Annotated in this window: 11 protein-coding genes; 7 read left to right on the top strand and 4 right to left on the bottom strand. The window is 68.4% G+C overall.

Going from position 1 to position 13,558, the window contains the following annotated elements; genetic code table 11:
• Nucleotides 1–13: 13 nt before the first annotated feature.
• Entirely contained in the window at nucleotides 14–1,480 is a 1,467-nt protein-coding gene (locus tag ACFRFC_RS36750; protein WP_382693572.1) for an alpha-amylase family glycosyl hydrolase, read from the top strand.
• On the opposite strand, the gene ACFRFC_RS36745 is transcribed toward ACFRFC_RS36750, so the two are convergent.
• Nucleotides 1,452–1,922: an LLM class flavin-dependent oxidoreductase gene (locus tag ACFRFC_RS36745; protein WP_382693569.1), complete on the bottom strand. Its 471-nt coding sequence runs from the start codon at nucleotides 1,920–1,922 to the stop codon at nucleotides 1,452–1,454. The two genes, ACFRFC_RS36750 and ACFRFC_RS36745, sit on opposite strands and share 29 nt — an antisense overlap.
• 343 nt (nucleotides 1,923–2,265) lie before the next feature.
• On the bottom strand, nucleotides 2,266–3,912 hold the full coding sequence (locus ACFRFC_RS36740; protein ID WP_382693566.1) for a CocE/NonD family hydrolase: 1,647 nt from the start codon (nucleotides 3,910–3,912) through the stop codon (nucleotides 2,266–2,268).
• A 178-nt stretch (nucleotides 3,913–4,090) separates the two neighbouring features.
• Here ACFRFC_RS36740 and ACFRFC_RS36735 point away from each other — a divergent pair, with 178 nt between their 5' ends.
• The 5 genes from ACFRFC_RS36735 (at nucleotide 4,091) to ACFRFC_RS36715 (ending at nucleotide 9,277) form a co-directional block, all read left to right on the top strand.
• Nucleotides 4,091–4,543: a MaoC family dehydratase gene (locus ACFRFC_RS36735; protein WP_382693563.1), complete on the top strand. Its 453-nt coding sequence runs from the start codon at nucleotides 4,091–4,093 to the stop codon at nucleotides 4,541–4,543.
• Nucleotides 4,540–6,267 (top strand): aldolase/citrate lyase family protein, encoded by a 1,728-nt coding sequence (locus ACFRFC_RS36730; RefSeq protein WP_382693560.1) that lies wholly within the window; start codon nucleotides 4,540–4,542, stop codon nucleotides 6,265–6,267. Before ACFRFC_RS36735 ends, ACFRFC_RS36730 begins: the two co-directional genes overlap by 4 nt.
• 325 nt (nucleotides 6,268–6,592) lie before the next feature.
• Nucleotides 6,593–7,732 carry a CaiB/BaiF CoA transferase family protein gene (locus tag ACFRFC_RS36725; RefSeq protein ID WP_382693557.1) on the top strand — a complete coding sequence of 380 codons (1,140 nt, stop codon included), beginning with the start codon at nucleotides 6,593–6,595 and terminating at the stop codon, nucleotides 7,730–7,732.
• On the top strand, nucleotides 7,729–8,127 hold the full coding sequence (locus ACFRFC_RS36720) for a cupin domain-containing protein (protein WP_382693555.1): 399 nt from the start codon (nucleotides 7,729–7,731) through the stop codon (nucleotides 8,125–8,127). The genes ACFRFC_RS36725 and ACFRFC_RS36720 overlap by 4 nt, the downstream gene beginning before the upstream one ends.
• A 133-nt stretch (nucleotides 8,128–8,260) precedes the next feature.
• Complete coding sequence (locus tag ACFRFC_RS36715) at nucleotides 8,261–9,277, top strand: WD40 repeat domain-containing protein (RefSeq protein ID WP_382693552.1); 1,017 nt, start codon at nucleotides 8,261–8,263, stop codon at nucleotides 9,275–9,277.
• A 64-nt stretch (nucleotides 9,278–9,341) separates the two neighbouring features.
• On the opposite strand, the gene ACFRFC_RS36710 is transcribed toward ACFRFC_RS36715, so the two are convergent.
• Both ACFRFC_RS36710 and ACFRFC_RS36705 read right to left on the bottom strand, forming a co-directional pair.
• Nucleotides 9,342–10,247 carry an NUDIX domain-containing protein gene (locus tag ACFRFC_RS36710; RefSeq protein WP_382693549.1) on the bottom strand — a complete coding sequence of 302 codons (906 nt, stop codon included), beginning with the start codon at nucleotides 10,245–10,247 and terminating at the stop codon, nucleotides 9,342–9,344.
• 248 nt (nucleotides 10,248–10,495) lie between these two features.
• Nucleotides 10,496–12,511 (bottom strand): ATP-binding cassette domain-containing protein, encoded by a 2,016-nt coding sequence (locus ACFRFC_RS36705; RefSeq protein WP_382693546.1) that lies wholly within the window; start codon nucleotides 12,509–12,511, stop codon nucleotides 10,496–10,498.
• Nucleotides 12,512–13,429: 918 nt separating this feature from the next.
• Between ACFRFC_RS36705 and ACFRFC_RS36700 the strand changes: the two genes are divergently transcribed.
• The gene (locus tag ACFRFC_RS36700) at nucleotides 13,430–13,555 is read left to right on the top strand and encodes a hypothetical protein (protein ID WP_382693543.1); all 126 of its coding nucleotides are present in this window, start codon (nucleotides 13,430–13,432) and stop codon (nucleotides 13,553–13,555) included.
• Nucleotides 13,556–13,558: the final 3 nt, after the last annotated feature.

Genomic DNA, 13,558 nt, shown 5'->3' with positions numbered 1-13,558 from the left:
CCAGGAGATTCGTATGGCACGCTCCAGACGCACCCTCGCGCTGTCCGGAATGCTAGGGCTTGCCCTGGTACTTCCGTCAGCGTTGCCGGCCGGCGCCACCCAGGCGCGGGAGACCCGGCAGAGCACCGACTTCCAGAACCTCAACGGGTTCATGTGGTTCTACAACACGTACTTCGACTACAAGTTCAAGGACATCGAGAAGGACCTGGACGACCTCAAGCGCAGCGGGGTCCGGGTGCTCGGGTTCTTCAGCCCGTACAACGGCGACAAGAACACCTGTGACGGCTGCTCCCCGCTGGACTTCTACTCGGTGCCGCCGCAGAACGGCACGATGAAGGACTGGGAGAAGCTGGTCGACGCGGCCCACCGCAAGGGCATGAAGGTCGTCACCTACTTCGTCAACATCTACCTGGACGAGCGCTCCGAGTACTTCCAGAAGGCCGAGGAGCAGTACGCGGCGGGCGACCGCACCTCGCGCGAGGTCAGCTCCTTCCACTGGACGACCGACCCGACCGAGCCGCTGCCCGATCTGCGGATGGGCCCGCCCTGGGCGAGCACCTGGGAGTACAGCGAGACGGCCAAGGCTTACTACTGGAAGCTGTGGTTCGGCCCCGGATTCGACTACAACCTGGCGGGCAACACCGCCGAGGTCGCCCGGATCGAGAAATTCTGGCTGGACACCGGGATCGACGGGTTCATGTGGGACGTGGGGACGACGGACCCGCGCTGGAAGCCGTACGCGGTGGACATCCCCACCACCTACACCAGCAATGACAAGTGGCTCACCCATGAGCGGGCCAACGCCGCCACCGCCGAGGCCAACATCGACTTCGGCCTCACCTCCTGGTTCAACTACCAGGACTCCGACACCGTCAACGACTACTCCCGGATCGTAGACGGCACCATCGACCCCGACGGCCTGGAAGCCGCCCTGCACAACACGGACATCGCGCGGGAGGCCGGGGCCACGACGTACACCTGGAGCATCTGGGGCGACGACCCGGTCGCGAACCTCGAACCGCACATCTACCCCACGTACCCGAAGGACGACGTCATGCGCGTCCAGGAGGCGGCGCTGCTCGCCGGGTCCGGGATTCTCTACGGCGCGGGCATGTACGACCAGTACATCCGCTGGTCGCCGAAGCTGAAGTCGAACTGGGAGAAGGTCCTGCGGACCGTCAACGCCAACAAGGCACTGCTCCCGGCCGCGGACCGCACCCGGGTCCCCGTCGGGGACGACCCGCAGGCGTACGCCATGCGGCGCACGAGCGAGAACGGCAAGCAGACCGCCCTGCTGGTCTACAACTTCGACGACGCCCCGAAGAAGGTGACGGTGGACCTCAAGGGCACCGGCATCGACACCACCCAGACGCCGAAGGACCTCTACAACGGGGGCAAGGCGCCCGCCATCAAGGGCAACAAGTACACCGTCACCCTCCCGGCCTACGGCTTCACCATCCTCGACGTGAAGTCCCGCTAGCGGCCGGAATCTCCCGGACTCGGTCATGGGGCGGAGCGGTGCGCACCACCGCTCCGCCCCCCGGACGTACCGATCGACCAACCGGGGAACGGCCGCGACTGCCGCTCACAGTCAGTCTCCCGCGCCGGAAGGAGACACCGACACCGCCGGGCCACCTCGGCTGGAGGCGTACGTGAAGCGCGCTCGCGGCTCTCAAGAAGGCCGCCGAGACCCGGTGGGGGGGCCTCGCGCTTCTCCCGTGTGAGGTCATGAGCGCGGACGTGAACAGCCACCCGTCGCATCGGGAAGCGGCCCTGCCGAGGGCGGGCGTCGAGTGCCCGGCTCCGATGAGCGGGACCCGCTGCGCGGGCGTCGGCTTCATGGAGACATCGTGTAACTGGTAGAACTCACCGTCGTAGTCGACGTGCTCGCCGGACCACAGAGGCTGGAGCACGTCCAGCATCCTCGAACCCCTCGCCGGGGCAATCGAGTTCGTCGCCGACGGCGACGAACTCGCCCCGGGGGTCAGCGTGGTGTCGCTACCGGGTCACACTCCCGGAGACATCGGGGTCACCGTGCGGACCCGGCCGGCGACTCAGCCGAGTCGGTGATTATCGTCGGTGACGTCCTGCATTCGACCGCACAGATCAGCGACCCCGACCTGTCGTTCGCGACAGACATTGACCGCGCCCAGGCCCGTACCAGCCGAGATCACGTCCTGACCCGGTCGGCCACCGTCATCGCCGCCGGTCTCACAGGTACCGTGTTCGGCGGAAGGGCCCCGGCAGCCCCGGGACCGGTCGAGGCTACCCAGGGCTCTGAGAGTCTGGTCCGTCGTCGATTCGTACGGTGATGCCGGACGGGTGGGTCACATTCCCGTAGTGGACGGCCTGGTCAGCCGCGGTCATGGCGATCGCGTGGGGCAGGTCCTCGCCGGTGCCGAGGTTGCGGGCGTAGAACGGGTGGGCTCCGCTGGCGAGCTGTAGGCGCAGCCGATGGGCCGGTGCCAGACGATGGGCGACGGGTCCCAGGTCCAAGGTGATGTGCAGCGGTGTGCTCGGATCGGTCAGCTTGTGCGTGCTGAGGCGTCGCAGGGTCTGGGCGATGGCCAGGGAGCGGCCGTCGGGGTGCACATCGGTGATGCGGGCGTAGAAGTCCGTGTGAGGTGTCGACGAGGTGACCCATAGATCGGCGGTCACCGGACCGATGAGAGTCACCGGCCTCTCGAACTCATCGCTGGTGTAGGTCAGTACGTCCGCACGTGCCTCCAGTTCGCGGTTGTCGGTCTGGGTCAGAGTGTCGACGGGGGCGAAGCTGGACAGGGCAACGGCCGGCGTCGGGTCCGCGGGGTCGTAGGTGTACCGGTCGGTGCGTCGCTCGGGTGAGTCCGTCGGCCGGGGTCGCTCCAGTGTGCCGCCGGGGCCGAGGTACCAGCGTTGGGTCTTGGAGCCAGGGGCGGGCCAGGTGGGGAGTTCTCGCCAGCCGACGTCGGGGTTGATGTGGACGGACACGGGTGCCGTCGCGGTGCCGACGTGATCGGTGGTGTGGCGCAGATGGCGCTCGAACCACGAGAGGGTTTCGAGGTTGCTGCGGACCGGGTCGATGTGGTGGCTCCACGGCCCGGCCACGATCCGGTCGCACCGGCGGCGCGCGTGCAACCGGAGGAAGTCCGCCCACAGGTAGGGACGGTGGTAGTCGTTCCATCCGTCGATCAGCAAGGTGGGAGGGAGCCCGTCCTCGGACAACAGGTGGCTGAAGTCGAGAGGTGCCCAGTGCGGGCTGGCTCCGCCGAAGCGCAAGCGCTCCTGGTAGAAGGGGAGTTCCTGAGCGCAGTAGAGCTGGTCGGCGGCTGGCAGCGGCAGGGCGAGGAACGCCGAGTCGTCGACCCCGGGGCCTTCTCCGGGCGGGTCGGCCTCGGGTGTGGCCTGGGCCGCCGCCCAGGGGAGCGCCAGGTCGAGTCCGAAGGAGCCGCCCGGATACCAGGCGGAGGTCCGGTCCGCGCTGTAGGCGCTCACGGCGAGCGCACGCAGCCCCGCGGGTCGGGTGGCGGCCGTGGCGTAGGCGGTGAAGCCCATGTAGCTGGTTCCGAAGAGTCCGAGGTTGCCGTCGTACCAAGGCTGCTGTGCGATCCATGCCGCAGCCGCACCCCCGTCGGACTCCTCGTGGAAGTAGGAGGAGGGGCCGCGGGTGTCCTGAAGGACGCAGTGGTATCCGTGCGAGGCGAAGTAGATGCCCTGGTGGCTGAACCCGCCTCGGCCGTAGGCGGTGCGCATCAGCAGCACCGGGCCCTGCCGGTCGTCGGCCGGATGGAACACATCGGCGTCGAGCGGATCGCCGTCACCGGAAGGGATACGGGCGCTCTGCCGGGTAACCCCGTACGGGCCGAGGGTGCCGCAGGTCGTGGCAGCGGCGCCCAGTTCCTCCGGGCTGACAGCCTTGAGGCTGATGGACATGCGATCTCCGCCTGTGAGGGAACGCCCGGAGGGTGCCCGGTGGTAGGTCGGCCAGGGCCAACCGTAGCACCGGGCAGTTCTATAAGGGTATGGTTGAACGCTAATAGCGTTCATGTGGTGGGAGGGTGGGCGGATGCGGTCTACGCAACCGGCGGTACGGAGGGTCGAGCAGCGGGGATTGTGGTTCGAGGAGTTCGATCTGGACTGTGTGTACTCCCACCGTCCCGGTCGGACCCTCACCGAGGCGGACAACGTCCTGTTCACGACCATGACCATGAACACCCAGTCACTCCATCTGGACGCGGCTTGGAGCGAGGGGCAGCCCTTCGGACAGCGGCTGGTCAACAGCATGTTCACCCTTGCCACGCTCGTCGGGCTGTCGGTCGCGCAACTGACCGAGGGCACCATCAGCGCCAATCTGAGCCTTGAACGGGTCGCCTTTCCCAGGCCGGTCTTTCACGGCGATACGCTCTACGCCGAGACCCGAGTGCTCGACAAACGCCTTTCCCGGTCGCGGCCGGGCGAAGGTGTGGTGCGTTTCGCGCACACCGGCCGCAATCAGCACGGTGACGTGGTGGTGGAAGCGGCACGCGTGACGTTGGTGCGGCAGCGTCCCCAGGAGCAGGGATGATCGCCGACATGTTCGCCCGGGGCCCGGCATGGCTGTTCTGTCCGGCCGATCGGCCCGACCGCTACGCCAAGGCGGCGGTCGCCGCCGACGTCGTCATCCTCGACCTCGAAGACGGCGTTTCCGCCTCCCGGCGCGCATACGCCCGCAACTGCCTCCGGGAGGCCGTCGGCAGCCTCGACCCTGCCACCACTGTGCTGCGCATCAGCCCCGTCGGCACGGCCGAACACGACAGAGATCTCGAACTTCTCGCCGACCTGCCCGTGCGGGTGGTGATGCTGGCCAAGGCCGAACATCCCCACCAACTCGACCCACTGCGCGCCCGGCAGGTGATCGCACTGTGCGAGACACCGACAGGCATCCTGAACGCTGCCGCGATCGCGCGGCACGCGACCTGTGCGGGACTGATGTGGGGCACGGAGGACCTCATCGTGGGGATCGGCGGAACCTCCAGCAGGCATGGGGACGGCCGCTATCGCGATGTGGCCGTGCACGCACGTTCCAGCGTGCTCCTGGCCGCTGCGGCGGCCGGCAAACCCGCGCTCGACTCCGTGGTTCTCGACATCTCCGATACCGCCGGTCTGACGGAGGAGGCCACTGACGCGGCGGCCTGCGGATTCGCTGGAAAGGCATGCGTCCACCCGCACCAGGTGCCACTCGTGCGCACAGCCTTCCGTCCCGAAGCCGGCCAGCGAGAATGGGCGAGTGCCGTGCTGGAAGCGGCGGAACGCGAAGGCACCGGAGGCGGCGCCTTCGCCTTCCGCGGGCAGATGGTGGACGAACCCGTGCTGCGCCGCGCCCGTGGCATCCTCTCCCGCGCACATGCCGACCGGCCCGGCCAATACCCTGGCCACGAACAGGGCACGGCTGGTGGAAGACGCCACCAGAGGGTCCTGGCGTCGAGAACAGAGGGGCTGGACCACGTGGGCGAACAGCAGCCGACAGCAAAACGCGAGCGCAGTCCCATGCGAGCCCTGACCCGGGTGCTCGCGGCCCTCGCCGAGATGGACGAGCCCTCCGTCGGCATGCGCGAACTCGCGCGACGCCTCGATACACCGCCCAGTTCCCTTCAGCGCACCCTGGAAGCCGCCTTCGAGACGAGCCTCGTTGCCCTCGCAGCCCCCGGACAGTGGGAACTGGGCTGGGAGTTCCACCGACTCGCCGCGCTGGCCCAGCGCAAGCAGCCATTTCGCGCCGCCACCGAAATCCTCGAAGAGCTGCGCGACGCCACCGGTGAGACCGCGCTGCTCACCGTCTACGATCCCTACCGCAAGACCCGGATGTTCGTGGCCGCCGCCGAATCCCACCACGCCGTACGCTTCGTGCCGGACCTCTTCTCGTGGATGCCCGCCCACGCGGGCGCCAGCGCCCTGGCGATTCTCGCCTTCCGCCCCGAAGACGAGCGCCGGGCCCTGTACGCCGACGGACTGACGGCACTGACGAAGACGACCGCCACCAGCGCCGAGGATCTGGAAGCCCGTCTGGCCAAGATCCGACAGGACGGCTACGCCTTCAGCTACGACGAGGTCAACCTCGCGGCTGCCGGGGTAGCAGCTCCCGTGCGCCTCACCGAGGTCACCAGCAGCGTCGCTGTCATCGCTCCTCGCCAGCGGCTGGACGAGGTGCCTGATGCCGAGCTGGCCGGATTGACAGTCCGAGCCGCCCGCCGCCTCACCCAGCGCCTGGGTGACGCCGGCGCCGCGCTCGCGGCCACCATCACGCCTTGACCCCCCCCGTCCTGGGACACGCCGCGCCGGGCGCTCCTCCGCTTGGTGCCAAGTGAAGCAGCGGACGGAGTGACCTCGCGAAGGGCACGTCTGGTCAAGCCACGGAGAGCGTTCGCTCAGCGGGTGGGGGACTAGTCAGTCACGTCATCAGCGCGTACGCTTATCGCGTGAAGGTTAACGCTTGTGGCGGAGAAGTTCACCTTGCTGGCTTCTCCCCTCGAAGTGAACCCCCGTCACCGCGACTGCCGGGTGCGCCCGAGCGGCAACTCTTCCTTCGATCTCGACCCAGCACCCCGTTCGCCAGCCGAACTGCGATAGGACCAACATGACCGGGCCGTTGGCGGGGCTCCGCATTCTCGACATCACCTCGGTGATCATGGGCCCCTATGCCACATCGATCCTCGGAGATCTCGGGGCTGATGTGGTCAAGCTGGAAACAGCGGAGGGCGACGTCGGGCGCGGCCTCGGCCCGTCCCGCAACGATGGCATGAGCGCCCTGGCGCTCACCCTGCACCGCAACAAGTCGAGCGTCGTCATCGACCCCAAGCTCCCCGAAGGCCGAGAGCGATTGGGTGAACTCCTTCGGGAGTGCGACGCGGTGGTGACAAACCTGCGTCCGGCATCCAGGGAACGGCTGGGGTTGACCTATGAACAGGTGAGCAAGCTCAACCCTTCGATCGTCCTGTGCACGGCCCAGGCGTTCGGCTCGAACTCCGCCCTGCGCGACGCACCCGCCTATGACGACACCGTCCAGGCGGCCTCAGGGCTGTGCGACATCTATCGGCGGGCCGACGGAGAACCACGGTTCGCGCCCTATGTGGTCGCTGACAAGGTTTGCGGGCTCACCATGGTCTACTCTCTGCTGGCCGCGATGCTGCACAGGGAGAAGACGGGCGAAGGCCAGTGGGTCGATGTTCCGATGGTGGACACGATGCTGTCGTTCAACCTCGTCGAACATCTGGCAGGGCACACCTTTGTCCCCCCGGAATCCCCCTTGGGCTGGGCCCGCACACTGGTGCCGGAGCGTCGACCGCACCGGGCAAAGGACGGCTGGATCTGCATCATGCCGTACTCCGACCGCAACTGGCGGGACTTCTTCGTCCTTGTGGGACGAGAGGAACTGATCGGGGACGAGCGGTTCGGGACGAACGGCGCACGGCACAACCACGCCGGCGAACTCCAGCAGCTTCTGGCGCACTGTGTTTCTTCCCGCACGGTCGCAGAGTGGAAGGAGTCCTGCGAGCGGCACGAGATCCCCGTGCAGGAAGTGCTCGACCTGGACCGACTTGATACCCCCTATCTCGCCGAGCGTGGATTCCTGCGGCGGAGAATCCACCCCTCCGAAGGGGCGTACGTGACGGTCCGGTTTCCAGTGGACTTCTCTTTGACCCCCGTGGCGGAACCACGACCGGCCCCCCGCCTAGGTGAACATGACACCAGAACCTGGACAGGAGAAGAAGAATGACCGCAGTGGTCCGTCGGTTCGCATCCATCGAGTCGTATTCCCCGCCCCACCACCTCCGAACAACCAACCGGCGAATCTTCGGTCCGGACGACGGCGTGGGAGATCTCGTCCTGGTTCACGGCACGCTCGACCCCGGCGGACGTGCCGACCCCCACTATCACGAACACTGCGATCAGCTGATCTTCGTCATCGCCGGGAGCTGCCGAGTACGCGCGGGGGAGGCCGACGAAGTGCTCAACGCCAACGACACCGCCTTCCTTCCACGCCAACTCCCGCATGTCGTTGATGTTGTGGGCGACGTACCACTCGAACTGCTCATCACCTATCTGCCGGCACTGAGGCATGGCGACACCCATCCGCTGGAGGCCAGCGCAATGGGAATGCCCAAGGACTGACCCGGCGCTGTTCTTCGGGTCCTGCCCCACTCGCTGCCCGCCGGGCGACCCCGGATACCTCGCTCATGGCTGCGGTCAACTCTGCGACACGCCATAATCTTGGTCTCCCGGTGGCCGAGGAAGGCGAGGCGCGGTGTCGTATGACGGTGGGGCGCGGGTGCAGGACATCACTCCGGCGGCCTGGAAACGAGTGGACGAGGATGTGCGGGCCAACGCCGTGGCGCTGATCGCGCTGGGGGACGGGCGGCACGTACTCGCTTCGGGCGGCGACGACGGCACCGCCCATGTGTGGAACACCCACGGCGGTCAGATCGTGCGGAGCGTGCACGGGCACAGTGAGTGGGTGTTGTCGGTGGCGTTGACGGTGCTCATGGGTGGGGCCGTCCTCCTGGCCACCGGTGGGAAGGACGGCCTCGCCTCGGTCTGGGGCGCGAGGACCGGCACCGCGATGCAGACGCTGACCGGGCATGGCCGCGCGGTCAACTCCGTTGCCTGGGCCGGCCCATCGGGCCGGTCGGCGCCGTGGCTGGTGACCGGAGGTGACGATGCGACCGTGCGGGTCTGGGACGCGGAGACCGGGGCGGCGGAGCATGTCTTCTCGGTCGGGACCCCGAGCGTTGATCTGGTTACGTCGGTCGCCGCGGCAGTGTCACCCGCCGGTGAAGTGCATCTCGTCGCAGCCAGCGACGACTCCGACGTGACCACCGTACACATCTGGAACGCGACGACGGGCACGAAGGCACACACCCTGCCCCTCGCACGCGGCGGACTCGGGTTGGTCATGCCGTCGGTCGCGGCGGTGGCCCTGCCGGACGGTTCATTGCGCGTCGCCGCCATCTCCGGCGCGGCCCTGCACATCTGGGACGGCCGTACCGGCCGCATGGTACGCACCCTGTCCGCGGCCGACGGCGCCGGAGGGGACGTGGCCCTGGCATGGGTGCCCGACGGGCGGGTGTTCGTCGCCGCCTCGCGTGGCGAGGAGACTCGGATCTGGGACGCCGACACCGGCGTCCTGCACGCCACGCTCGGCCACGGCGGTGGCTACACCTGCTCCGTCGACATGGTGGCGCTGTCCGATGGCACGCTGCTGCTGGCCATCGCGCGGGACGGGGACACGCCGGCTCGTCTGTGGCACGTCGACCTGTCCTGACGCCTGGCACGACTCCCCAGGAGAGGAAGCGAAGTGAGGGACGTACAGGGGTCCGGAACGGGGTTCAGGGCCAGCCGAGTTCGGTGAAGGGCCGGCCCGCCCGGATTCCTTCGATCGCCGAGCGGGTGTACGGCACGATCGGCTCGGGCAGCGCGTCCAGCGGCCACCAGTCCCAGCTGACACACCGGTCCGGTTCACGGACCACCGCCTCCCCCTCCCAGGCGCGGGCCCGGAAGACGAGCTGCACACGCGGCAGGCCGCCGGACCGGTCGGGGCAGTGCACGACATGGACGAGGTCGAGGTCTTCGGGCCGGATGCCTAGACCCGCCTCCTCCCACGCCTCGCGCACCATCGCGTCGGTCGCGGACTCCTGCTCGCAATGCCCGGCCAGAAAATGATGGACGGACCCGGCGAACGACGAGTCCGGGTGACGCAGCCCCAGCAGCACCCGCCCGTCCCGCTCCAGATGGAGATGGACACCCACGATGTGCGGCCGGGTCAGGTTCACCGGGGCCGTCGCCACAGCGACGACGGCCCGCGCCGACGGGAGGGGCTGCCGGACCTGGTGAAGGTCGATGACGCGCTGGGTCCATGGGCACATCGTCAGATACGCGATGGTGGCCGCGTCGAACCACCGGTACATGATCCCCTCGGTCACCGGCAGAGCATCGGCGTCACCGTCCCAGGCGCCGAGATAGACCTGGATGCTTCCCTTGCGCCCGTCCGGCCCGAGAGAGTCGACGACGGTGAAGGGCGCCAGATCCGGAATGGTCAGCCCGGTTTCCTCCAGCAGCTCGCGCTCGGCGGCCCGCCGAGCGGGCTCCCCGGCCTTCCGGCCGCCTCCCGGGATGCTCCATGTACCCGGGTCACAGATGTGTGGTTTGTTCGCGTCGCGGAGGTGGAGCAAGTACTGGCCGGCCGGGTTGACCAGCAGCACCGCGGTTCCTTGTGGCTCGGAGGGATCGGGCATGAGGACCGCCTTTTCGTCGGGGGACAGCACGGTAGGCACGGCGAGGCCATCGCGACCTGGGCAGGCGTGATCCGCGGGTGGAGAATGGCGGACTATGGTGGGGCGATGGCGGACACCGCGCTCGCGGGGAGGTTCACGGACTCGTCCCAGAGACAGCGCCGTATCCGCCGATGATGGGCCGCCCGGGCTCACTGGCCGGTTCCTTCCGGAGTCGTCGGCCCACGGCGGGGGGCATCGGCGACTCCGGGTCACGCCTCCTCCGGCGTCCTGGTCGGAGCCTCGTGGTACCCGGCCGCCTGAAGGGCGAACATCTCCGCGTACTCGCCCTGCTTGTCTATGAGTTCCTGGTGCGAGCCGGACTCGGTGATCTTCCCGCCGTCGAAGACGTAGATGCGGTCGCACTCGACGACGGAGGCGAGGCGGTGGGAGATGAGGACGGTGATCTGGCCGGGTCGGCGGGCGCCGCGCAGAACGGCTTGGTAGACGGCGTGCTCGGCCTTCGGGTCCATGCTCGCGGTCGGCTCGTCCAGGAGGAGGACAGGCGCCTGTTTGTAGAGGCCGCGGGCGACCGCCACTTTGGCCCATTGCCCGGCGGACAGTTCCTGTCCGCCCGCGAACCGCTTGGACAGCAGGGCCCGCCAGGTCGCGGGGAGGCCCGCGATGACGGTGTCGGCACCGGAGGCCACGGCTGCCGCATGGGCCTCCTCGGGGACGGACTCGGTCAACGACCCCCGGGAAACAGTGATGTTCGCCAGCGCGGTGAAGGGATAGTGCACCGGATCCTGGAGCACCATCGCCACGCGCTGCTGGAGCGAGAGGGGGTCGAGGGTCCGAGCGTCGGCACCGTTCCAGGACACGATGCCGGCCGTCGGGTCGTACAGGCCCGCGATCAGCTTGGAGCAGGTGGACTTGCCGCTGCCGTTGATGCCGACGAACGCCACGGTCTCCCCGGCCCTGACCCTGAGACTGATGCCGTCGAGTGCGGGGGTGGACTTGTCCGGATAGGTGAAGGAGACATCGTCGAGACGGATCTCCTTCACCACCTCGGGAGCCGGGGCACCGCCCGAGCGGGGCAACAGGCCCCGGCAGCGGGCCTGCACCGCCAGCAGGTCCCCGACCCACAGGGCGTGCTCGTAGACCATGTGTGCCGTGGTGACGAACGAGGTCAGGGAGCGGTGGCTCGACTGGATCGCCAGTACGGCCCCGGCGCCGACGGCGAGGGGAATCCAGCCGGCGATCAGCATCGCGCACAGCGCCGCGTAGGTGATGCCGGTGCCCAGGCCACCGGCCGCCCGTCCGGCGAGGTGGGTCCGCGCCGCGCGGACACCGAGCCGGGTGTCCTCCACGGCGATCCTCTCGGTGAGCCGCCGGTGCTCGGCGAGCAGCGCCCCCTGGGTGGTGTTGGAGCGGATCTCGGCGGCGGAGTCCTGGTCGAGGAGGATCCAGCTGAACGTCCTGACACGGCGTTGGAGAGCGTTCCACCGCATGTACGAGTGGAAGCGCTCCCTCGCCGCGCGGACGGCGGCGGCGCCGACCGGCAGCACGGACAACGGCAGCATGACGATCAGAAGCGGATGGAGCACGGTGAGGACGGCCGCGGTGGCGACGAGGTCGAGGAGGGCGGCGGCCAGAGCGACGATCTGGCCGACGACCTGCCGCGCGAAGTACAGGCCCCGGTCCGAGGCCCGGTGGATGTCGTCGTGCCAGTTCGCGTCGTCGACCGCTTCGAGCCGTACGTGCGCGACCAGCCGGTAGAACTCCACTTCCAGGGCGGTGCGGATCTTCGGCGTGAGACGGGCCTCGGCGGTGGAGACCGCGGCCGCCAGAGCGGCCCGCAGTGACAGCAGCACCACGACCAGGGCCAGTTCGGGCAGCGCGGAGCGGATCTTGTCCGGAGTCGGCCCGGACGCGAACAGCGTATGCAGGACAGCGACCGAGGCCACCAGACCGAAGGCGTTCATCGCCGCGGACGCCAACTGGAGTACGGCGACCGCGACGGTGCCCCGCCGGTCCGCCCGCCACGCCAGCGCCCCGACCTGCCGCACGATCTGCGGCAGCCGGGCGAGGATCTCCCGCACGCTCGCCTTCGCCGACGCCCCGTCATGGACCGCCCAGTACGCCGTCTCCAGCCCGCCGGTGATGTCGTCGCCGTCGTCGGGCCCGGCCTGCACCCGCGCCGGGGGAAGCTCCAGCCCGGGTGCCGTACGGGCCGGTGGGACGCGCCCCCTTCCGGTGCGGGCGGTCCCGCTCGTCGCCTCGGTCATCCGTGCCTCCCCATCGACGGCTGCGGGCGCCGGGCCGCCCGGCGTCTCACGCCGGACCCGATCTCGATGGGCGGAGCCGCGGTGCGGGTCGTCAACGTCATGTGCGCTCTCCTTGTCTGTGCGCCGGGGCGCAGTGGGACCGTCATCGGCCCGGTGGTCACTGGCCGGGTGCTCACTCGCTGGGCGAGGGGCGGAGCGATGTCGGCCGCTGGTGTCGCGGTATCCGGGACAACGAGACGGCGGGCCGTCTCGAACACACATCTTTCAGTCGCGCCGGGAACCGCATGAAGAAGCGAATTCCAGAGGCTGTAGCGGCCATCGACCCGTTCCGGACGGGGGATGGTCTCCGCGTACGCGGTGGCCGAATCGCCGGGGCCGATAGCCCTGTGGCGGGTGGGGTCTACCGCGCTTGTGAATTCGACTCCCTTACGGCTGATGCAGGCGTCGAGAAATAGTTCTCCCGGTGGCGCATTGGTTTTGCTGTGGTGGATGTTTCTGGTGACGGTGAATGCGATAGTACTTTTCGGTGGCGGACAGTGCTCGCGCCAGGACGCCTATTGGCAAAATTCTGAACTCTGCCAGCCGGTCCCTCCGGGCGAGCAGGACATGATCAGCGCAGGCCCTGGTTCCCGCGACCCATTGACCGAACAATAGTGCGGGAGGTAATTCATTTGAGTGGTGGGCGAGCCCGGTCAATAGCCATGGTCCCTTCGGTCGCCCGCCGCCTGCGTTTCGCCAATCTCCCAGCCCTTCGCCTCCCTCGCTCCACGGAGCGAGGCTTTTTCCTTGAGGGAGAACCGCCGGGCGACAGTTGCGGATGAGGCATCCACGAAATGTATTTGAAAAGTGAGCTGTTGACGGAGAACTTTTCATCATGTGACCGTTGCTCGGAACAGCCCACCCAAGAAGGGGATTTCCATGGAGAACAACGAGACCCGCGAGGACTCCGCCACCGTACTCGACGAGCTGGAGAGCCTTGAGGTCGTCGAGGCATCGGAGCTTGAGGAGGGCGCCGCCTTCCACGCGTTCCGCTTCGCCATCTGACCT

The sequence above is a fragment of the Streptomyces sp. NPDC056734 genome (genome assembly GCF_042790455.1).
Lineage (GTDB): Bacteria > Actinomycetota > Actinomycetes > Streptomycetales > Streptomycetaceae > Streptomyces.
This window is presented reverse-complemented; position numbering and strand designations above follow the sequence as displayed.